General features: G+C 55.4%; 17 protein-coding genes, 1 tRNA gene and 1 pseudogene. 13 read left to right on the forward strand and 6 right to left on the reverse strand.

What is annotated here, in order from left to right:
• The first annotated feature begins 81 nt into the window (after positions 1–81).
• Positions 82–157 (forward strand) — tRNA-Trp (locus tag DW56_RS14675).
• A 109-nt stretch (positions 158–266) separates the two neighbouring features.
• On the opposite strand, the gene hdfR is transcribed toward DW56_RS14675, so the two are convergent.
• Positions 267–1,100 carry an HTH-type transcriptional regulator HdfR gene (hdfR, locus tag DW56_RS14680; RefSeq protein ID WP_110877732.1) on the reverse strand — a complete coding sequence of 278 codons (834 nt, stop codon included), beginning with the start codon at positions 1,098–1,100 and terminating at the stop codon, positions 267–269.
• Positions 1,101–1,207: 107 nt separating this feature from the next.
• On the opposite strand from hdfR, the gene DW56_RS14685 reads away from it, so the two are divergent.
• The gene (locus DW56_RS14685; RefSeq protein WP_024551857.1) at positions 1,208–1,546 is read left to right on the forward strand and encodes a MaoP family protein; all 339 of its coding nucleotides are present in this window, start codon (positions 1,208–1,210) and stop codon (positions 1,544–1,546) included.
• A gap of 85 nt (positions 1,547–1,631) precedes the next feature.
• Here DW56_RS14685 and DW56_RS14690 read toward each other — a convergent pair whose 3' ends face one another.
• Positions 1,632–3,149 (reverse strand): YifB family Mg chelatase-like AAA ATPase, encoded by a 1,518-nt coding sequence (locus tag DW56_RS14690; RefSeq protein ID WP_024551856.1) that lies wholly within the window; start codon positions 3,147–3,149, stop codon positions 1,632–1,634.
• A 351-nt stretch (positions 3,150–3,500) separates the two neighbouring features.
• Here DW56_RS14690 and ilvL point away from each other — a divergent pair, with 351 nt between their 5' ends.
• From ilvL to ilvA, 6 genes are all read left to right on the forward strand, one after another.
• Positions 3,501–3,599, forward strand: a complete 99-nt coding sequence (gene ilvL / locus DW56_RS21775) for an ilv operon leader peptide (protein WP_049293751.1) — start codon at positions 3,501–3,503, stop codon at positions 3,597–3,599.
• 139 nt (positions 3,600–3,738) lie between these two features.
• Positions 3,739–5,385, forward strand: a complete 1,647-nt coding sequence (gene ilvG, locus DW56_RS14695; protein WP_024551855.1) for an acetolactate synthase 2 catalytic subunit — start codon at positions 3,739–3,741, stop codon at positions 5,383–5,385.
• Positions 5,382–5,639, forward strand: coding sequence for an acetolactate synthase 2 small subunit (gene ilvM, locus DW56_RS14700; RefSeq protein WP_024551854.1), 258 nt, complete (start codon positions 5,382–5,384; stop codon positions 5,637–5,639). Before ilvG ends, ilvM begins: the two co-directional genes overlap by 4 nt.
• A gap of 17 nt (positions 5,640–5,656) precedes the next feature.
• A complete protein-coding gene (locus tag DW56_RS14705; RefSeq protein WP_024551853.1) occupies positions 5,657–6,595 on the forward strand; it encodes a branched-chain amino acid transaminase in 939 nt (312 codons plus the stop codon).
• Between the two features lie 57 nt (positions 6,596–6,652).
• Positions 6,653–8,503, forward strand: a complete 1,851-nt coding sequence (gene ilvD, locus DW56_RS14710; protein ID WP_024562300.1) for a dihydroxy-acid dehydratase — start codon at positions 6,653–6,655, stop codon at positions 8,501–8,503.
• A 1-nt stretch (position 8,504) separates the two neighbouring features.
• Positions 8,505–10,049: a threonine ammonia-lyase, biosynthetic gene (ilvA, locus tag DW56_RS14715; RefSeq protein ID WP_024551851.1), complete on the forward strand. Its 1,545-nt coding sequence runs from the start codon at positions 8,505–8,507 to the stop codon at positions 10,047–10,049.
• On the opposite strand, the gene ilvY is transcribed toward ilvA, so the two are convergent.
• Positions 10,046–10,939, reverse strand: coding sequence for an HTH-type transcriptional activator IlvY (ilvY, locus tag DW56_RS14720; protein WP_024551850.1), 894 nt, complete (start codon positions 10,937–10,939; stop codon positions 10,046–10,048). The genes ilvA and ilvY overlap by 4 nt on opposite strands.
• A gap of 166 nt (positions 10,940–11,105) precedes the next feature.
• Here ilvY and ilvC point away from each other — a divergent pair, with 166 nt between their 5' ends.
• A complete protein-coding gene (ilvC, locus tag DW56_RS14725) occupies positions 11,106–12,581 on the forward strand; it encodes a ketol-acid reductoisomerase (RefSeq protein WP_024551849.1) in 1,476 nt (491 codons plus the stop codon).
• Positions 12,582–13,006: 425 nt separating this feature from the next.
• On the opposite strand, the gene ppiC is transcribed toward ilvC, so the two are convergent.
• Positions 13,007–13,288 (reverse strand): peptidylprolyl isomerase PpiC, encoded by a 282-nt coding sequence (gene ppiC / locus DW56_RS14730; RefSeq protein ID WP_024555327.1) that lies wholly within the window; start codon positions 13,286–13,288, stop codon positions 13,007–13,009.
• Between the two features lie 118 nt (positions 13,289–13,406).
• Here ppiC and rep point away from each other — a divergent pair, with 118 nt between their 5' ends.
• A complete protein-coding gene (gene rep, locus DW56_RS14735; RefSeq protein WP_024562207.1) occupies positions 13,407–15,428 on the forward strand; it encodes a DNA helicase Rep in 2,022 nt (673 codons plus the stop codon).
• Between the two features lie 30 nt (positions 15,429–15,458).
• Here the strand turns inward: rep and gppA are convergent, their stop codons facing one another.
• On the reverse strand, positions 15,459–16,943 hold the full coding sequence (gene gppA, locus DW56_RS14740; RefSeq protein WP_024562208.1) for a guanosine-5'-triphosphate,3'-diphosphate diphosphatase: 1,485 nt from the start codon (positions 16,941–16,943) through the stop codon (positions 15,459–15,461).
• A 5-nt stretch (positions 16,944–16,948) separates the two neighbouring features.
• Positions 16,949–18,214, reverse strand: coding sequence for an ATP-dependent RNA helicase RhlB (gene rhlB, locus DW56_RS14745; RefSeq protein WP_024551619.1), 1,266 nt, complete (start codon positions 18,212–18,214; stop codon positions 16,949–16,951).
• A 118-nt stretch (positions 18,215–18,332) separates the two neighbouring features.
• Here rhlB and trxA point away from each other — a divergent pair, with 118 nt between their 5' ends.
• The 3 genes and pseudogenes from trxA (at position 18,333) to rho (ending at position 20,273) form a co-directional block, all read left to right on the forward strand.
• Positions 18,333–18,662, forward strand: a complete 330-nt coding sequence (gene trxA / locus DW56_RS14750; protein ID WP_002437994.1) for a thioredoxin TrxA — start codon at positions 18,333–18,335, stop codon at positions 18,660–18,662.
• Positions 18,663–18,841: 179 nt separating this feature from the next.
• A pseudogene (locus DW56_RS23180) lies at positions 18,842–18,928 on the forward strand (rho operon leader peptide); the annotation flags it as partial.
• A gap of 85 nt (positions 18,929–19,013) precedes the next feature.
• Positions 19,014–20,273: a transcription termination factor Rho gene (gene rho / locus DW56_RS14755; RefSeq protein ID WP_004386383.1), complete on the forward strand. Its 1,260-nt coding sequence runs from the start codon at positions 19,014–19,016 to the stop codon at positions 20,271–20,273.
• The last annotated feature ends 69 nt before the right edge of the window (positions 20,274–20,342 follow it).

The raw sequence follows: 20,342 nt of genomic DNA on the forward strand, positions 1-20,342 counted from the left end.
CGGTAGTTCAGTCGGTTAGAATACCTGCCTGTCACGCAGGGGGTCGCGGGTTCGAGTCCCGTCCGTTCCGCCACCCTAATTAGGGGCGTAGTTCAATTGGTAGAGCACCGGTCTCCAAAACCGGGTGTTGGGGGTTCGAGTCCCTCCGCCCCTGCCAGAAATAATCCTTAGCATCTGCTAAGGATTTTTTTTGTCTAAAATTCCTGCCCGCTTTGTTGTTCTCACTCAGCTACTTCCTTGTAAACTGAATCCCTTCAATCGTTAACTTATGACAGAACCGGCATCTTCAGGATCTCTTTGATAGCGTTCTGCTTATCGCTGTTTTGCAGCCAGATAGCATAAAGCGGGCGCGACAGCGTGGGGCTGTCCGTTACGGTAAAAAGATTGCTCTTTTCTTTAGCCCATTGCACGGGCAACCATGTACAACCTTTTAGCTCTGGTAATAATCGCTGAGCAATATCTGCGGAACTGGTTGTCAGTACCGGCACATCATCGTGAGAGAGAAGCCCTGCTTCGTGTTGTTGAAAATCCGGCCCCCATTCCAGACGCAGATAATTCAGCTCGGCTTTAGGCATTTCAGGGCTTGCGCAATAGAGGCCTAAAGAAAAACTGCCAAGCAACTGGCTGGCGAACTCATCCATCTTAGGTGCTTCGGTCGTAATAAGCAGGTCGAGTTGACGCTCGTGTACCTGTTTAACTAACGACTGGCGCTGAGCAATACGCGCTTCGAATTGCATACCTTCATTTTGAAGATAGAGCCGCGTCAGCCACGCTGATAGCATGCATTCCCATAACGAGGCGCTGGCGCCTATAGAAAACTCGTTATGTCGGCTCGTATGCGCCACCTCTTTTTTAGCGGCTTGCCAGGTGCTCATCAGGCTTTCTGCATAAGGTAATAGCCTTTCACCCGCCGTAGTGAGCCTGATATTGTTACGGTGCCTTGTAAAAAGGCTCACGCCTAATTGATTCTCAAGCTGACGAATACGAAAACTCACCGCTGACTGCGTCAGGTAAAGCGCTTCGGCTGCGCGGCCAAAATGACGCGTTCTGCTCACTTCAAGAAAGGTTTTCAGCAAGTCGGTATCCACAGCTTTCTCCACAAAAATATTTATCATTATGATTTAAATGTTTTGTTTTACACTCTGTCAAGCGTAACTAATACTCCGCGCCATAAATAGCCCGGCCAAGAGAATTAGGAGCGTGTAGGATGGCGGAAAGCTTTACGACGACTAATCGATTTTTCGACAATAAATATTATCCGCGCGGGTTCTCTCGCCATGGTGATTTCACAATCAAAGAGGCGCAGCTGCTTGAGCGTTTTGGTTACGCTTTTAACGAACTCGATCTGGGTAAGCGCGAGCCAACCACTGACGAAGAAAAGCAGTTTGTAGAAGTGTGCCGTGGCGAGCGTGAGCCAGTAACGGAAGCTGAACGCGTATGGTCCAAGTATATGGCCCGTATTAAGCGTCCCAAACGCTTCCACACCCTTTCCGGCGGCAAACCGCAGATGGAAGGGGCTGATGATTACGCGGAAAGCGATGATTAATAAAAATGGGGCTCTGCCCCATTTTTATTGTCAGTAATTTGGTTTTAGTAAGCGAAATGCTGTGTCTTCTGTTTTTCTTTCCTGGCTACCTGAGGTTATGCAGGTACGCCAACAGGCGATCGATAGCGCGATAATGAAGCGCCTCTTGTAGATGCTCCCGCTTTATCTTTTCTGCTCGTTCACAGTCCGCGATGGTACGTGCCACTTTCAGCAGGCGCTGCCATGCCCGTACAGAAAGCCCGAGCTTTATCAACGCTTCTTCCAGCCATTGCGCATCCGCCTTTTCCAGACAGCAATGCAGACGAACTTCCTGATTATCCAGCAATGCATTGAGCTTTCCCTGTCGAGCCAGCTGTAAGTCGCGCGTCGCTATGACCCTTTTCCTGACGCAATTTGTGCTTTCGCCTCTGTTTTGCGGCTGACTAAGCGTGCCGGAAGGTAACAGCGGAATTTCAAGCGAAATATCGAAGCGATCGAGGAAGGGCCCTGAAAGACGGCCTAGGTAACGCATGATCTGGTCAGGCGAGCTGCGGTTGTGTGAGCCTTTATAGTGTCCTGTAGGGCTGGGATTCATTGCGGCGATAAGTTGAAAGCGAGCCGGGTAACTTATCTTGGCTCGTGTGCGGGAGATATGAATACGGCCCGATTCTATAGGTTCGCGCAATGCATCCAGCACTCTTCGTTCAAACTCAGGTAACTCATCAAGAAATAAGACCCCGTTATGCGCAAGCGAAATTTCTCCCGGCGCCGGAATTGCGCCGCCGCCTACCATAGCAGTTAGCGAAGCGCTGTGATGAGGCGATCGGAATGGCCGTTGCCGCCAGTGCTTATGTAGCGAAACGGCGCCCACAAGGCTCAATATAGCTGCGCTCTCCAGCGCTTCGTCGTCGTTAAGCGGCGGCAGCAGACCGTTCAGACGACTTGCCAGCATGGTTTTACCGGTGCCCGGCGGGCCAAGGAAAAGCAGGTTATGTCCGCCTGCTGCGGTTAGCTCAAGCGCGCGTTTCCCTTGTGACTGGCCAATCACTTCACTAAGGTCGCCTTCGGCCGAACAGGCTTCTGCAAGCGTACTTGATGGCTGCTGGAGTGAGGCCTTACCCTCAAGCCAGGCGCATACCTCCTGAAGATGCCCAGCGACCAGGCATCCCGGCTGGCTGATTAACCCTATCTCTGGCGCATTATCCTGTGCGACCACTATCTGGCGGCCGCAGCGCAAAGCCTCCATCGCAGCGGAAATGGCACCCGCCACGCCACGCAGGGCCCCTGTGAGCGCCAGTTCCCCGACAAACTCAACGTCGTTGAGCCTGGAGGCGTTAAGTTGCTCTGAGGCGGCGAGAAGGGCTATGGCGATGGGTAAATCGTATCGCCCACCCTCTTTGGGAAGATCGGCAGGCGCCAGGTTGATTGTGATTTTCCTGGCAGGAAAGGTATAGCCGCTGTTAATCAGCGCGCTACGTACCCTGTCCCGTGCTTCTTTTACGGTGGTTTCCGGCAGGCCGACAATAGTCAGCCCCGGAAGCCCTGCGCTGATGTGTACTTCGACAGTAACCAGAGGGGCATTAATGCCCAATGCAGCGCGAGTATGAATAACAGACAGCGACATAATTCCTCCTTGAAACCGCTATCCTGCACGACGCAATTTACCCCAACGAACGCTTTTTGCTGCTTTTACGAGGAAGTTTCCACGCATTTTATCTGTTTTTCGGGCATGAGCATTTTTTATACGAGCTCAATCGCAAAAAGCAGCGCCAGAAAGAGACGCAGTCTAAAAACACGTAACAGGCCTGCGTTTCATGAAAAATCGTCAGCTTTGTTTTCTCTTTGATAATTAATAATTTTATTGGAAATAATTAACTCGCTTCTTAAAAAGAGAATAAAAATTTCTTGTCTTTATTACGTTCTCTGTGGTACCTCTTTAGGTATTCCTTCGAATCCGATGTAAGAACAGACAAAAATGAAAGCCCTTCTACGAGTGATTAGCCTTGTCGTGATTAGCGTGGTGGTGATTATTATCCCACCGTGCGGGGCTGCACTTGGACGAAGAAAGGCTTAAAAATCAAGCCTGAATCAACGAGAACCCCCGCACCGAAAGGTCCGGGGGTTTTTTTATGACCTAAAAACGTAAGCGAGGAGCAGAAGATGAGTTGTAGCATAAAATTCTGTTCTCCGAGAAATAAGGCGGGGAACTAACTATGAATGGTGCACAGTGGATGGTACATGCTTTGCGAGCACAGGGTGTCGAAACAGTTTTCGGTTATCCGGGTGGGGCAATTATGCCGGTCTATGATGCGTTGTACGACGGCGGCGTGGAACACCTACTGTGCCGGCATGAGCAGGGCGCGGCAATGGCGGCCATCGGTTATGCCCGCGCAACAGGCAAGACGGGCGTATGCATCGCCACTTCTGGCCCGGGCGCCACTAATCTCATCACCGGCCTCGCCGATGCGTTGCTGGATTCTATCCCCGTAGTGGCTATTACCGGCCAGGTTGCCGCGCCGTTTATCGGTACCGATGCGTTTCAGGAAGTGGACGTATTAGGGTTGTCGCTGGCCTGCACCAAGCACAGTTTTTTGGTTGAATCACTGGAGGAGCTGCCTCGCGTTATTGCTGAGGCTTTCGCGGTAGCTAACGCCGGCCGTCCGGGCCCGGTTCTGGTAGATATTCCAAAAGACATCCAGCTGGCAAGCGGCGAGCTTGAGCCGTGGCTCTCCACCATTGAAAGCGATGACGAACTGCCGCATGCCGAGCTGGAGCAGGCGCGTCAGCTGCTGGCGAGCGCGCAAAAGCCCATGCTTTACGTTGGCGGCGGCGTGGGAATGGCGCAGGCGGTACCGGCGCTGCGCGAATTTATGGCGGCGACGCGCATGCCTTCTGTCGTCACGCTTAAAGGCCTTGGCGCGGTAGATGCCGCCGACCCGTTCTATCTTGGCATGCTGGGCATGCACGGCACCAAAGCTGCGAACCTGGCTGTACAGGAATGCGATTTGCTGATTGCCGTGGGCGCGCGCTTCGACGACCGCGTGACGGGCAAGCTCAACACTTTTGCCCCGCACGCCAGCGTAATCCATATGGATATCGACCCGGCGGAGCTTAATAAATTACGTCAGGCGCATGTCGCGCTGCGCGGCGATCTCAACGCGCTGCTGCCTGCGCTGCAACAGCCGTTGGCTATCGAAGACTGGCGTCAAACGGTGGCTCAACTGCGTGACGGGCAAAGCTGGCGTTACGATCACCCGGGCGAGGCTATTTACGCGCCGCTGCTGTTAAAGCAGCTTTCAGATCGCAAGCCGCGCGACAGCGTAGTCACAACGGATGTAGGCCAGCATCAGATGTGGACTGCGCAGCACATGTCTTTTAGCCGCCCGGAAAACTTCATCACCTCCAGCGGCCTGGGCACGATGGGTTTCGGCTTGCCTGCTGCCGTAGGCGCGCAGGTGGCGCGTCCGGAAGATACGGTTATCTGCATCAGCGGCGACGGCTCGTTCATGATGAATATTCAGGAACTGGGCACGGTAAAACGTAAGCAACTGCCGCTGAAAATTGTGCTGCTGGATAACCAGCGTCTGGGAATGGTTCGCCAGTGGCAACAACTCTTTTTCGCCGAGCGCTATAGCGAAACCACGCTGACGGATAATCCCGATTTTCTCATGCTGGCCAGCGCCTTCGGCATTCCGGGCCAGCGTATTACCCGTAAAGACCAGGTAGAAGCGGCGCTTGAGACCATGCTGAATAGCGAAGGGCCTTATCTGCTGCACGTCTCGATTGACGAGCTCGAGAACGTCTGGCCACTGGTGCCGCCCGGCGCCAGCAACTCACAAATGCTGGAGAAACTGTCATGATGCAACATCAACTGGCCGTGCAGGCTCGCTTTCGCCCTGAAACGTTAGAACGCGTATTACGCGTGGTGCGCCATCGTGGTTTCCAGATCTGCGCCATGAATATGGAAACGGGCGCCAACGCCGAAAATATAAATATCGAACTGACCGTTGCCAGCCTTCGGCCTGTCGAATTACTGTTTAGTCAATTAAGCAAGCTGGTTGATGTCGCGTGCGTCGAGATCCAGCAACCTACATCACAACAAATCCGCGCCTGAGCGCAAAAGGAAGAAAAATGACGACGAAAAAAGCTGATTACATTTGGTTCAACGGTGAGATGGTTCCGTGGGGCGAAGCTAAAGTTCACGTAATGTCTCATGCGTTGCACTACGGTACATCGGTATTTGAAGGGATTCGCTGCTACGACTCGCACAAAGGCCCGGTTGTGTTCCGCCATCGTGAGCATATGCAACGTCTGCGTGACTCCGCCAAGATTTACCGCTTCCCGGTTTCCCAGAGCGTGGATGATCTGATGGAAGCGTGCCGTCAGGTCATTCGTAAGAACAACCTGACCAGCGCTTATATTCGCCCGCTGGTTTTTGTAGGTGACGTGGGCATGGGCGTTAACCCGCCTGCGGATTACACCACGGATGTGATCATCGCCGCGTTCCCATGGGGCGCCTATCTTGGCGCCGAAGCGCTGGAGCAAGGGATCGACGCGATGGTTTCTTCCTGGAACCGCGTGGCGCCGAACACCATTCCGACTGCGGCTAAAGCGGGCGGTAACTATCTTTCCTCACTGCTGGTAGGCAGCGAAGCGCGCCGTCACGGCTACCAGGAAGGCATCGCGCTGGATGTTAATGGTTATATCTCTGAAGGCGCAGGCGAAAACCTCTTTGAAGTAAAAGACGGCATCCTGTTTACCCCGCCGTTCACCTCGTCCGCGCTGCCAGGCATCACCCGCGACGCCATCATTACGCTTGCGAAAGATCTGGGCATCGAAGTGCGCGAGCAGGTGCTGTCGCGTGAATCGCTGTATCTGGCGGACGAAGTCTTTATGTCCGGCACCGCGGCGGAAATTACGCCGGTGCGCAGCGTCGACGGCATTCAGGTCGGCGCTGGCCGTTGCGGCCCGGTTACCAAGCGTATCCAGCAGGCATTCTTTGGCCTGTTTACGGGCGAAACTGAAGACAAGTGGGGCTGGTTGGATCAGGTCAACCCCTCAGCAAAATAACACGCGCACGGGCGGCAAGAGCCGCCCGGCTTATGTACAGACTGGAGTGAAAAAAGCATGCCTAAGTACCGTTCTGCCACCACGACTCACGGCCGCAATATGGCGGGCGCCCGCGCGCTGTGGCGCGCCACCGGGATGACCGACGCCGATTTCGGCAAACCCATTATCGCCGTGGTGAACTCCTTCACCCAGTTCGTGCCGGGGCACGTGCATTTGCGCGATCTGGGCAAACTGGTTGCGGAGCAAATTGAAGCCGCAGGCGGCGTGGCGAAAGAGTTCAACACCATTGCGGTGGATGACGGCATCGCCATGGGCCACGGCGGCATGCTTTATTCACTGCCGTCTCGCGAGCTTATCGCTGACTCCGTGGAGTATATGGTGAATGCCCACTGCGCCGACGCCATGGTCTGCATCTCCAACTGCGACAAGATCACCCCGGGTATGCTGATGGCTTCGCTGCGCCTGAACATTCCGGTGATTTTCGTTTCCGGCGGCCCGATGGAAGCCGGAAAAACCAAGCTTTCTGAGCAGATCATCAAGCTTGACCTGGTGGATGCGATGATTCAGGGCGCAGACCCGAAAGTGTCCGACGAGCAAAGCGAGCAGGTGGAACGCTCTGCCTGCCCGACGTGCGGCTCCTGCTCCGGCATGTTCACTGCCAACTCCATGAACTGCCTGACCGAAGCGCTGGGTCTGTCGCAGCCGGGCAACGGTTCGCTGCTGGCGACTCACGCCGATCGCAAAGAACTCTTCATCAATGCCGGTAAGCGCATCGTTAGTCTGACCAAACGTTACTACGAGCAGGACGACGCCAGCGTACTGCCGCGCCATATCGCCAGCAAAGCGGCGTTTGAAAACGCCATGACGCTTGATATCGCGATGGGCGGCTCTACCAACACCGTTCTGCACTTGTTGGCTGCCGCTCAGGAAGCAGAGATCGACTTCACCATGAGCGATATCGACCGCCTGTCGCGCAAAGTGCCGCAGCTGTGCAAAGTGGCGCCAAGCACGCAGAAATACCATATGGAAGATGTCCATCGCGCGGGCGGGGTTATCGGTATTCTTGGCGAGCTGGACAGAGCCGGTTTGCTCAACCGCGACGTTAACAACGTGCTGGGGCTGACGCTGCCGCAGACGCTTGAGCAGTATGACGTGATGCTGACCAAAGATGACGCGGTGCGCAGCATGTTCTCCGCAGGGCCGGCAGGCATCCGCACGACCAAAGCGTTCTCGCAATCCTGCCGCTGGGATTCGCTGGACACCGACCGTCAGGATGGTTGCATCCGTTCGCTTGAACACGCTTACAGCAAAGATGGCGGCCTTGCCGTGCTTTACGGCAACTTCGCAGAAAATGGCTGTATCGTAAAAACCGCTGGCGTGGATGACAGCATTCTGAAATTCCGCGGTCCGGCGAAAGTTTATGAAAGCCAGGACGACGCGGTGGAGGCGATTCTCGGCGGCAAAGTGGTTGAAGGCGATGTCGTGGTGATTCGCTACGAAGGGCCGAAGGGTGGCCCAGGCATGCAGGAAATGCTCTATCCAACAACCTATTTGAAGTCGATGGGCCTTGGCAAAGCATGCGCGTTGATTACCGACGGCCGCTTTTCCGGCGGCACCTCCGGCCTTTCGATCGGCCACGTCTCTCCGGAAGCCGCGAGCGGCGGTAATATCGCCCTGATTGAAGATGGCGACATGATCACCATTGATATCCCTAACCGCGGCATTGAGCTTGAATTAAGCGACAGAGAGCTGGCGGCGCGCCGTGAAGCTCAGGAAGCGCGCGGCGCTGAAGCCTGGACGCCGCGCAACCGCGAGCGTCAGGTTTCCTTTGCACTGCGCGCATACGCAAGCCTCGCGACCAGCGCCGATAAAGGCGCAGTGCGCGATAAGTCGAAGCTGGGAGGCTAAGATGGCCGAATCGCAACCGCTATCCGCCGCCCCTTGCGGGGCGGAATATTTGCGCGCCGTGCTGCGCTCGCCCGTGTATGAAGTCGCTCAGGTCACGCCGCTGCAAAAAATGGAGAAACTCTCCTCGCGGCTGGATAACGTCATTCTGGTGAAGCGCGAAGACCGTCAGCCTGTACACAGTTTCAAGCTTCGTGGGGCTTACGCGATGATTGCAGGCTTAACCGCTGAGCAAAAAGCGCGCGGCGTCATTACGGCTTCGGCAGGCAATCACGCCCAGGGCGTGGCATTTTCTTCCGCCCGGGTCGGGATAAAAGCGCTTATCGTCATGCCGGTCGCGACAGCAGATATCAAAGTGGATGCGGTGCGCGCTTTCGGCGGCGAAGTCTTGCTGCATGGCGCGAACTTTGACGAGGCGAAAGCGAAAGCCATCGAGCTCTCAAAACAGCAGGGGTTTACCTGGGTGCCGCCGTTTGACCATCCGGCGGTTATCGCCGGGCAGGGCACGCTGGCGCTGGAATTGCTGCAACAGGATGCGCATATCGACCGCGTGTTTGTGCCGGTCGGCGGCGGCGGGCTGGCGGCGGGCGTCGCGGTGTTGATCAAGCAGCTTATGCCGCAGATCAAAGTGATCGCGGTGGAGGCGGAAGACTCTGCCTGCCTGAAAGCGGCGCTGGAAGCAGGCGGGCCGGTGGATCTGCCGCGCGTCGGGCTGTTTGCCGAAGGGGTGGCGGTTAAACGTATCGGCGATGAAACCTTCCGCGTCTGCCAGGAATATCTGGATGACATCGTGACGGTGGACAGCGATGCCATCTGCGCGGCGATGAAAGATCTGTTTGAAGATGTCCGCGCCGTGGCGGAGCCATCCGGCGCGCTGGCGCTGGCCGGCATGAAAAAATACATTGCCCAGCATAACCTTCGCGGCGAACGGCTGGCGCATGTACTCTCCGGCGCGAACGTTAACTTCCACGGCCTGCGCTATGTTTCCGAGCGTTGCGAACTGGGTGAGCAGCGCGAGGCATTGCTGGCGGTCACTATCCCGGAAGAAAAAGGCAGCTTTTTGAAGTTCTGTCAGCTGCTCGGCGGTCGCTCGGTCACTGAGTTTAACTACCGCTTCGCCGATGCCAAAGACGCCTGCATATTTGTGGGCGTGCGCTTAAGCCGGGGTCTTGAGGAACGCAAAGAGATAATCAGCCTGCTGGCCGAAGGGGGCTACAGCGTTGTCGATCTCTCTGACGACGAGATGGCGAAGCTGCATGTGCGCTATATGGTCGGCGGCCGCCCTTCGCGACCGCTGCATGAGCGGCTCTACAGCTTCGAATTTCCTGAATCCCCCGGCGCGCTGCTTAAGTTTCTGCACACGCTCGGCACCCACTGGAATATCACGCTGTTTCATTACCGCAGCCACGGCACGGATTATGGCCGGGTGCTGGCGGCCTTCGAACTGGGCGACAACGAGCCGGATTTTGAAACCCGTCTCAACGAGCTTGGCTACGACTGCCATGACGAGAGCGCCAACCCGGCGTTTCGTTTCTTTCTCGCCGGTTAACGGTAGCCTGGCAACAGTTTCCAGAACGCATCTACAAGCGGCTCATGCAGCCGCTTTTTTTGTGCGCATACGCCAAGCTCGAACGGCGTTTTCTCATCGCTGCGCTCTAAAATCATAACGCGGTTGCGTACCGGCTCCGGGCTGTTTTCCAGCACCACTTCCGGAATAAGCGCCACGCCGCAGCCGAGCGCCACCATCGATACCATCGCTTCATGGCCGCCGACGGTCGCGTAAATCGCCGGATTGCTGATTTTATGTCGGCGAAACCACAGCTCAATGCGCCGCCGCACCGGCCCCTGATCGGGCAGAATAAACGGCACCTGCGCCCAGTCAGGTTCAGGCTGCGTCACCTGTGCGCGAACCGGGCATGGCAGAGCTGGCGCTATCAATACCACCGCCAGGTTTTCCAGCATGGAAAACGCGACGGCGGCGGGCAACGCTTCCGGTTTACCCGCAATCGCCAAATCCGCTTCGCCGGAGTTCACTTTTTCTACCGCATCCGCCGCGTCGCCGGTGGTGAGTTTAATCTCTACCGAAGGGTGCTCGGCGCGAAAGCGGTCCAGGATAGGCGGCAAATGGCTGTAAGCGGCGGTGACGGAGCAAAACAGGTGCAGCTCGCCGGAAAGCGAAGGCCCTTGCTGGTCGATAGCGTGGCGCAACTGTTGATATTGCAAAAGCGTATGCTGCGCGAACTGGCGTAGCTCTTCGCCTGCCTCGGTAAGCGTAACGGTACGGTTATCGCGCACAAACAGCGGCTGGCCGAGATCCTCTTCCAGTCGCTGGATCTGCCGGGAAAGCGTGGACGGGCTAACGTGCATGGCGCGCGCGCTGCGTCCGAAGTGGCGGCTTTCCGCCAGATGAAGAAAGGTTTTCAGGTCGCGTAAATCCACGGGCCGGGCTCCTCGGTTTTATGTTGCGAATATTGCAACGTAGCGTTGTTAATATATCAATTTCAGCAACGCTTTTCCTGTCATATAGTGGGTTCATTCACGTAAGCTTTGACACGGCTGACGTAGCGAACAGAAAAGCACAACATCACACCGACGGAGTTACAAAATGGCTAATTACTTCAACACTTTGAATCTGCGACAGCAGCTGGCGCAACTGGGTAAATGTCGCTTTATGGCGCGCGACGAGTTCGCCGATGAAGCAAGCTACCTCAAAGGGAAGAAAGTGGTCATTGTGGGCTGCGGCGCGCAGGGCCTGAACCAGGGGCTGAACATGCGTGACTCCGGGCTGGATATCTCCTACGCGCTGCGTCCGGAAGCGATTGCCGAGAAACGCGCCTCCTGGCGTAAAGCAACTGAAAACGGCTTCAAAGTCGGCACCTATGAAGAGCTGGTTCCGCAGGCGGATCTGGTAGTCAACCTGACGCCGGACAAGCAGCACTCCGACGTGGTGCGCGCGGTGCAACCGCTGATGAAAGACGGCGCTGCGCTGGGCTATTCCCACGGTTTCAATATTGTTGAAGTGGGCGAACAAATCCGTAAAGACATTACCGTGGTGATGGTAGCGCCGAAGTGCCCGGGTACGGAAGTGCGTGAAGAGTATAAGCGCGGCTTCGGTGTGCCGACGCTTATTGCGGTTCACCCGGAAAACGACCCGAAAGGCGAAGGCATGGCGATTGCCAAGGCCTGGGCGGCGGCAACGGGCGGCCATCGCGCCGGCGTGCTGGAGTCTTCTTTCGTTGCAGAAGTAAAATCTGACCTGATGGGCGAGCAGACCATCCTGTGCGGCATGCTTCAAGCGGGATCGCTGCTTTGCTTCGACAAGCTGGTGGAAGAGGGAACCGACCCGGCGTATGCGGAAAAACTGATTCAGTTCGGTTGGGAAACCATCACCGAAGCGCTGAAGCAGGGCGGCATCACCCTGATGATGGATCGCCTCTCTAACCCGGCGAAACTGCGCGCTTTCGCTCTTTCCGAACAGCTGAAAACGATCATGGCGCCGCTGTTCCAGAAACATATGGATGACATCATTTCCGGCGAATTCTCCTCCGGCATGATGGCTGACTGGGCGAACGACGATAAGAAACTGCTGACCTGGCGTGAAGAGACCGGCCAGACCGCGTTTGAAAACGCGCCGCAGTTCGAAGGTAAAATCAGCGAGCAGGAATACTTTGATAAAGGCGTTCTGATGATTGCCATGGTGAAAGCGGGCGTTGAGCTGGCGTTCGAAACCATGGTGGATTCCGGCATCATTGAAGAGTCCGCTTATTATGAATCTCTGCATGAACTGCCGCTGATCGCTAACACCATCGCCCGTAAGCGCCTGTACGAAATGAACGTGGTTATCTCCGACACGGCGGAATACGGCAACTATCTGTTCGCCAACGCCGCGGTGCCGCTGCTGAAAGAATTTATGACGACGCTGCAAGCAGGCGACCTGGGTAAAGCGGTAGAAGGCACGGCGGTTGATAACGCACAGCTGCGCGACGTGAACGAAGCCATCCGCAGCCACGAGATTGAAAAAGTGGGTCAGAAGCTGCGCGGTTATATGACTGATATGAAGCGTATCGCTGTAGCAGGCTGATTCCCCGTCGTCTTTTGACCCGCAGCATCGTTGGCGGCGCTCGTACACCCCAGTCACATAGTGTGTCTATGCTCCTGGGGATGTACTCTCTTGCCGCCTTGCTGCAAGCCAAAATCCTTAGGGGAATCGCTAATCCGTCGTCTTTTGACCCGCAGCATCGTTGGCGGCGCTCGTACACCCCAGTCGCATAGTGTGTCTATGCTCCCGGGGATGTACTCTCTTGCCGCCTTGCTGCAAGCCAAAATCCTTAGGGGAATCGCTAATCCGTCGTCTTTTGACCCGCAGCATCGTTGGCGGCGCTTGTACACCCCAGTCGCATAGTATGTCTATGCTCCTGGGGATGTACTCTCTTGCCGCCTTGCTGCAAGCCAGACGCCAGCCGCAGGCAGAAGCAAAAAGGCCTTCTCTCAGAGAAGGCCTTTTTATTAGTTACGGTACAACACCTTGATGATGTGATAGCCGAACTGGGTGTGCAACGGGCCGGTTGGCTCCAGTACCGGACAGGAGAAGACCACTTTATCGAACGCAGGAACCATCTGGCCCTGACGGAATTCGCCAAGGTGGCCGCCTTTTTTGCCTGACGGGCAAGTAGAGTGTTTTTTCGCCAGCTTTTCGAAGTCGCCGCCGTTTTTGATTTGTTCAAGCAGATCCAGTGCCAATTTTTCTTCTTTAACAAGGATATGCATTGCTGCTGCGGTTTTTGCCATGATCGTGCCTTGAGTGGGGTGAATAACGCTCGCTATACTACCACGCTCTTTTTCCCCTTCGTACTGCTGTACCTGCCGTGGGGATCCGCTTTCTCGTCTGACTTTCACTGAGTAACTTATGCGTTTAAACCCAGGCCAACAACAAGCCGTCGAATTCGTAACCGGACCCTGCCTGGTGCTGGCAGGCGCGGGCTCGGGTAAAACTCGCGTTATTACCAATAAAATCGCCCATTTGATCCGCGGTTGCGGCTACCAGGCGAAAAATATCGCGGCGGTGACGTTTACTAATAAAGCGGCGCGCGAAATGAAAGAGCGCGTGGCGCAAACTCTCGGGCGCAAAGAGGCGCGCGGGCTGATGATTTCCACTTTCCACACGCTGGGGCTGGAAATTATCAAGCGGGAATACAAAGCGCTTGGCATGAAAGCCAACTTCTCGCTGTTCGACGATACCGACCAGATGGCGCTTATCAAGGATCTGACAGAAGGGCTGGTGGAAAATGACAAGTCGCTGTTGCAGCAGCTGATTTCCACAATTTCTAACTGGAAGAACGACCTTCTCAACCCGGCTCAGGCTGCCGCCCAGGCTAAAGGCGAGCGGGACCGCATCTTTGCTCACTGCTACAGCCTTTACGACGCACACCTGAAAGCCTGCAACGTACTCGACTTCGATGATTTGATCCTGCTGCCTACGCTGCTGCTTCAGCGCAATGAAGAGGTGCGGGAGCGCTGGCAGAACCGTATTCGCTATCTGCTGGTGGACGAATATCAGGACACCAACACCAGCCAGTATGAACTGGTCAAATTGCTGGCAGGCAACCGCGCCCGGTTTACGGTGGTAGGGGACGACGATCAGTCTATCTATTCCTGGCGCGGCGCGCGGCCGCAAAACCTGGTGTTGCTGAGCCAGGATTTCCCGGCGCTACAGGTTATCAAGCTCGAACAGAACTACCGCTCATCCGGACGGATCCTTAAGGCAGCGAACATTCTTATCGCCAATAACCCGCACGTCTTTGAGAAAAAGCTCTTTTCGGAGCTGGGCTACGGCGCCGAGTTGAAAGTGCTCACGGCCAATCATGAAGAACACGAGGCAGAGCGCGTAGCTGGCGAGCTTATTGCTCATCACTTCATTAATAAGACGCAGTACAAGGATTACGCCATCCTTTATCGCGGTAACCACCAGTCGCGCGTGTTTGAAAAGCTGCTGATGCAGAACCGTATTCCTTACCGTATTTCTGGCGGTACCTCGTTTTTCTCGCGCCCGGAAATCAAAGACCTGCTCGCTTACCTGCGCGTGCTGACTAACCCGGACGACGACAGCGCTTTCCTGCGTATCGTTAATACGCCGAGGCGCGAAATTGGCCCGGCGTCGCTGCAAAAACTGGGCGAATGGGCCATGAGCCGTAACAAAAGCTTGTTCACCGCCAGTTTTGATATGGGCCTGAGCCAGACGCTGACCGGGCGCGGCTATGAATCGCTGACGCGCTTTACCCACTGGCTCGGGGAAGTGGCGCGCCTTAGCGAGCGTGAGCCGGTTGCGGCGGTGCGTGATTTAATCCACGGCATCGATTACGAAGCCTGGCTATATGAAACTTCGCCCAGCCAGAAAGCGGCGGAAATGCGCATGAAAAACGTTAACCAGCTCTTTAGCTGGATGACGGAAATGCTGGAAGGAACGGAGCTGGACGAGCCGATGACGCTGACCCAGGTCGTTACCCGCTTTACGCTGCGCGACATGATGGAGCGGGGCGAAAGCGAAGAAGAGCTTGATCAGGTTCAGCTCATGACGCTGCACGCCTCAAAAGGACTCGAGTTTCCGTATGTTTTCCTGGTGGGCATGGAAGAGGGGCTTTTGCCGCACCAGAGCAGTATTGATGAAGATAACATTGATGAAGAACGGCGGCTGGCCTATGTCGGCATCACCCGCGCGCAAAAAGAGCTGACTTTCACCTTGTGCAAAGAGCGTCGGCAATATGGTGAGCTGGTTCGCCCTGAGCCGAGCCGTTTCCTGCTCGAACTGCCGCAGGATGATTTAATCTGGGAGACCGAGCGAAAAGTGGTTTCAGCCGAAGAAAGGATGCAAAAAGGGCAGGCGAACGTGGCGAATATCAAAGCGATGCTGGCAAAAGCGCGCGGCGGTTAAACCGTAAAAAGCCTCCTGCGGGAGGCTTTTTTAGTTTATCTCCAGCGGCCAGTGGACGTAGCTTTGCCACTGGCTTTCCTGGTCAATTAACTCAGTGCCAAGCGGGTGCGCCGCCAGCCAGCCATCGGGTAAGGTCAGGGACAGCGTCTCATCTTTTGCCTGAACATAGATATCGGGCAGTAAATCATCGCGACGGCGGTTGGCGAAGATGATCGCCAGACGCAACAAGCGACAAAGATGTTCAGCTATACGCGGCGGCACGGCGTTTTGCTGATGCAGAGAAGAGAGATCGGCCGGATTGGTCTGGTTGAGCAGCAGCGTGGAAAGCAGCTTTTTTTGCGCCGGCGTAAAGCCCGGCAAGTCCAGATTGCTCACCAGATAAGCGGCATGCTGCGGCGCGCGTTTGAAATCAACGCTCAGACCGATTTCATGCAGCAGGCAAGCGCTGCGTAGCAATTCACGGCTTAGCGCATCGATATCCCATTCTACAGCGACAGCGTCGGCGAAACGCTCCGCCAGTTGAGCCACGCGTTCTGCCTGTTCAGTGTCCACCATAAACCGCCGCTGAATGTTTTTCAGCGTTCGGCTGCGAATATCCTGGTCGACAGCGAGATGCAGCATGCCGTAAACCAGCCCTTCGCGCAGCGCGCCGCCTGCAAGCGTCATGCATTTAATATTCAGTTCGCTAAAGATGGCTATCAGAATGGCGAGGCCGCTTGGAAAGACCAGCGCGCGCTCAAGCGTTAACCCTTCAATTTCAAGCTCTTCCAGACGACCGCAGGCGATAGCGCGCGTCTTTAACTGTTGCAGCTTGGCAAGCGTGATTCGCTCGTCCATTCCCTGCGCCATCATGATTTCCTGCAACGCCTGAACGGTGCCGGAAGCGCCGACGCAAATCTTCCAGCCATGCTGGCGCAGTTCGCTAATGACGGGTTGCAGAACTTCACTGGCGGCCTGTTCGGCAGCAGCGAAATTTTCTTTGGTAAGGCTGCGGTCGGTGAAAAAACGCTCAAGCCAGGTGACGCAGCCCATGGAAAGGCTAAAAAGGGAAGTGGCGTGCGCGCCGGAGCCGGTAACCAGTTCCGTGCTGGCGCCGCCGATATCCACCACCAGGCGCTGGTCTGCGCCGCCGGTAGTGTGCGCGACGCCCTGATAGATCAAGCGCGCTTCTTCTTCGCCTTTGATGATTTGTATCGGACAGCCCAGTATTTCCTGCGCGCGAGCGATAAATTCCCGGGAATTGGCCGCCAGTCTTAGCGTGGCGGTCGCCACTACGCGAATTTGCGCTGGCGGAATGTCCTGGAGCCGTTCGGCGAAGAGGCGCAGGCACTGCCACCCGCGCTCCATGGCTTCATCAGAAAGCACATTATCAGCGCCAAGCCCCGCCGCCAGGCGAACTTTACGCTTGATGCGGGACACCGTCTGAATGCTTCCGGCCACCTCGCGCACCACCAGCATATGAAAGCTGTTCGAGCCTAAATCAATTGCCGCATAGAGCGAGGTGGAGCTGCGCATAGACTTTACCCTGTGCGACGACGGTTGCGCGGGGCGCCCGTACGGCGCGGGCCGCTGCCGGAACGGGTGCGCGTCAGGCGCTTCGGCGGCGGCAGTTCGCTTAACAGCGCATCCGGGTTGTACTTGCTGACCGGAATAGTGTGGCCGATATAGCTCTCAATTGACGGCAGGTTCAGCGCGTACTCTTCACAGGCCAGGCTTATCGAATGACCGCTGGCGCCTGCACGGCCAGTACGACCAATGCGGTGAACGTAGTCTTCGCAGTCGTCCGGCAGGTCGTAGTTAAATACATGAGTAACGGCTGGAATATGCAAACCGCGAGCCGCTACGTCCGTTGCAACCAGGATATCGAGATCGCCGCGGGTAAATTCTTCCAGGATACGCAGGCGTTTTTTCTGCGCCACGTCACCCGTCAGCAGGCCAACGCGATGACCATCCGCCGCCAGGTGGCCCCAGATATCTTCGCAACGGTGTTTGGTGTTAGCGAAAACAATGGCGCGCTCCGGCCACTCTTCTTCAATAATGGTTTGCAGCAAACGCATTTTTTCTTCGTTGGAAGGGTAGAAGAGCTCTTCTTTAATACGGTGGCCCGTTTTTTGCTCCGGCTCTACTTCGACATATTCCGCGTTGTTCATTTGTTCAAAAGCGAGTTCGCGGACGCGGTAAGAGAGCGTGGCGGAAAACAGCATGTTAAGACGCTGTGTCGCGGGCGGCATGCGGCGGAACAGCCAGCGGATATCTTTAATGAAGCCGAGGTCATACATGCGGTCGGCTTCGTCCAGCACCACAACCTGGATAGCGCCAAGGTTGATGTGGTTCTGTTTGGTGTAATCGATGAGACGGCCCGTCGTGCCGATAAGAATGTCGACGCCGCTTTCCAGCACTTTCAGCTGTTTGTCGTAGCCGTCGCCGCCGTAGGCCAGGCCAAGCTTAAGCCCTGTCGCCTGCGCCAGCGGTTCAGCATCGGAATGAATCTGCACCGCCAGTTCGCGGGTTGGCGCCATGATAAGCGCGCGCGGTTGATTCACCTGGCGGTTTTCAGGCGCCGGATGTGAGAGTAAATAATGAAACGTTGACGTTAAGAACGCCATCGTTTTGCCGGTACCGGTTTGCGCCTGACCTGCTACGTCACGTCCCGCAAGCGTTAGGGGGAGTGCCAGTGCCTGAATAGGGGTGCAATTATGAAAGCCTTTCTTTTCAAGGGCTTCCACCACTTTAGGGTGCAGGGCGAAGTCGGAAAACTTCTGTTCTGTTAAATGTGTTTTGCTCATAGTGTGGTAGAATATCAGCTAACTATTGCTTTACGAAAGCGTATCCGGTGAAATAAAGTCAACCTTATGTTGGTTAATGCTACACCAACATGAAAGGCCTAATCTTCTGGAGTAAAACATGAGCGATAAAATTATTCACCTGACTGACGACAGTTTCGACACGGATGTACTTAAAGCGGACGGGTTGATCCTGGTTGATTTCTGGGCAGAATGGTGTGGTCCTTGCAAAATGATCGCCCCTATCCTTGATGAAATCGCTGATGAATATCAGGGCAAACTGACGATTGCTAAGCTGAACATCGACCAGAACCCGGGCACTGCGCCGAAGTATGGCATCCGTGGTATCCCGACCCTGCTGCTGTTCAAAAATGGTGAAGTAGCGGCGACCAAAGTGGGCGCGCTCTCTAAAGGCCAGTTAAAAGAGTTCCTGGACGCCAACCTGGCGTAAAAACTTTTGCGCCGGTGCGAACAAAACTCCGGAAATTCTCCGGACCGCTGGACGCCCGGCGTGAGTCATGCTAAGTTATTTTTCAGCTTCATTTAAACTTACCTTTTAGTTTGAATCTTGTAATACCCGACGCTTCCCGTCATTCAAATACCAGCACCAAAGCGGTACGCGAGAAGTGAATAATTCCGGGGCTATCACTCAATCCGTCTTGTCGTTTCAGTTCTGCGTTCTTTCCTCTGACCAGACAGCGAACAGACATGAGTCGAAGGCCACTAACAGGCATGGATGATCCTGCCATTCCATTCACAACATTACGTTCGAGATTTACCCCGAGTTTAAGAACCCACCATTATGAATCTTACCGAATTAAAGAATACGCCGGTTTCTGAGCTGATTACTCTCGGCGAAAATATGGGGCTGGAAAACCTGGCCCGTATGCGCAAACAGGACATTATTTTCGCCATCCTGAAACAGCATGCGAAGAGTGGCGAAGATATTTTTGGCGACGGTGTGCTGGAGATATTGCAGGACGGATTTGGTTTCCTCCGCTCCGCAGACAGCTCCTACCTCGCCGGTCCCGACGACATTTACGTATCTCCCAGCCAAATCCGCCGTTTCAACCTCCGCACAGGGGACACCATCTCCGGTAAGATTCGTCCGCCAAAAGAAGGCGAGCGTTATTTTGCGCTGCTGAAAGTTAACGAGGTTAACTTCGATAAACCGGAAAACGCGCGCAACAAAATCCTGTTCGAAAACTTAACGCCGCTGCATGCCAATTCCCGCTTGCGTATGGAGCGCGGCAATGGCTCTACCGAAGATTTGACCGCTCGCGTGCTGGATCTCGCTTCCCCGATTGGTCGCGGCCAGCGCGGCCTGATTGTGGCGCCGCCGAAAGCCGGTAAAACGATGTTGCTGCAAAATATTGCGCAGAGCATCGCTTACAACCACCCGGACTGCGTACTGATGGTGCTGCTCATTGATGAGCGCCCGGAAGAAGTGACCGAGATGCAGCGTCTGGTTAAAGGCGAAGTGGTTGCCTCAACCTTCGACGAGCCGGCATCCCGTCACGTCCAGGTGGCCGAAATGGTCATCGAAAAGGCCAAGCGTCTGGTTGAGCATAAAAAAGACGTTATCATCCTGCTGGACTCCATTACCCGTCTGGCGCGCGCTTACAACACCGTTGTACCGGCTTCCGGCAAAGTGTTGACCGGTGGTGTGGACGCTAACGCCCTGCATCGTCCGAAGCGCTTTTTCGGCGCCGCGCGTAACGTGGAAGAGGGCGGCAGCCTGACCATTATTGCGACTGCTCTGATTGATACGGGCTCCAAAATGGACGAAGTTATCTACGAAGAGTTCAAAGGCACCGGCAACATGGAGCTGCACTTGTCCCGTAAGATTGCGGAAAAACGTGTGTTCCCGGCGATTGATTACAACCGCTCCGGTACCCGTAAAGAAGAGCTGCTGACAACTCAGGAAGAGTTGCAGAAGATGTGGATCCTTCGCAAAATCATCCATCCGATGGGTGAAATCGACGCGATGGAATTCCTCATCAATAAGCTGGCGATGACCAAAACGAACGATGAATTCTTTGATATGATGAAACGCTCGTAATCGCTGCAAACTCGGGGAACGCCACGTTACGACGTGGCGTTTTCGTTCCTGGCGCTATGCTTTTAGCGG

Origin of the sequence: Franconibacter helveticus LMG 23732 (assembly GCF_000463115.2) — a bacterium.
Taxonomy (GTDB): domain Bacteria; phylum Pseudomonadota; class Gammaproteobacteria; order Enterobacterales; family Enterobacteriaceae; genus Franconibacter; species Franconibacter helveticus.

Bases quoted from the DNA above. Each gene is read 5' to 3' on its own strand.
- DW56_RS14685 (WP_024551857.1), top strand. From the start codon at position 1,208: ATGGCGGAAAGCTTTACGACGACTAATCGATTTTTCGACAATAAATAT.
- DW56_RS14690 (WP_024551856.1), bottom strand. From the start codon at position 3,149: ATGTCGCTGTCTGTTATTCATACTCGCGCTGCATTGGGCATTAATGCC.
- ilvL (WP_049293751.1), top strand. From the start codon at position 3,501: ATGAAAGCCCTTCTACGAGTGATTAGCCTTGTCGTGATTAGCGTGGTG.
- ilvG (WP_024551855.1), top strand. From the start codon at position 3,739: ATGAATGGTGCACAGTGGATGGTACATGCTTTGCGAGCACAGGGTGTC.
- ilvM (WP_024551854.1), top strand. From the start codon at position 5,382: ATGATGCAACATCAACTGGCCGTGCAGGCTCGCTTTCGCCCTGAAACG.
- DW56_RS14705 (WP_024551853.1), top strand. From the start codon at position 5,657: ATGACGACGAAAAAAGCTGATTACATTTGGTTCAACGGTGAGATGGTT.
- ilvD (WP_024562300.1), top strand. From the start codon at position 6,653: ATGCCTAAGTACCGTTCTGCCACCACGACTCACGGCCGCAATATGGCG.
- ilvA (WP_024551851.1), top strand. From the start codon at position 8,505: ATGGCCGAATCGCAACCGCTATCCGCCGCCCCTTGCGGGGCGGAATAT.
- ilvC (WP_024551849.1), top strand. From the start codon at position 11,106: ATGGCTAATTACTTCAACACTTTGAATCTGCGACAGCAGCTGGCGCAA.
- ppiC (WP_024555327.1), bottom strand. From the start codon at position 13,288: ATGGCAAAAACCGCAGCAGCAATGCATATCCTTGTTAAAGAAGAAAAA.
- rep (WP_024562207.1), top strand. From the start codon at position 13,407: ATGCGTTTAAACCCAGGCCAACAACAAGCCGTCGAATTCGTAACCGGA.
- gppA (WP_024562208.1), bottom strand. From the start codon at position 16,943: ATGCGCAGCTCCACCTCGCTCTATGCGGCAATTGATTTAGGCTCGAAC.
- rhlB (WP_024551619.1), bottom strand. From the start codon at position 18,214: ATGAGCAAAACACATTTAACAGAACAGAAGTTTTCCGACTTCGCCCTG.
- trxA (WP_002437994.1), top strand. From the start codon at position 18,333: ATGAGCGATAAAATTATTCACCTGACTGACGACAGTTTCGACACGGAT.
- rho (WP_004386383.1), top strand. From the start codon at position 19,014: ATGAATCTTACCGAATTAAAGAATACGCCGGTTTCTGAGCTGATTACT.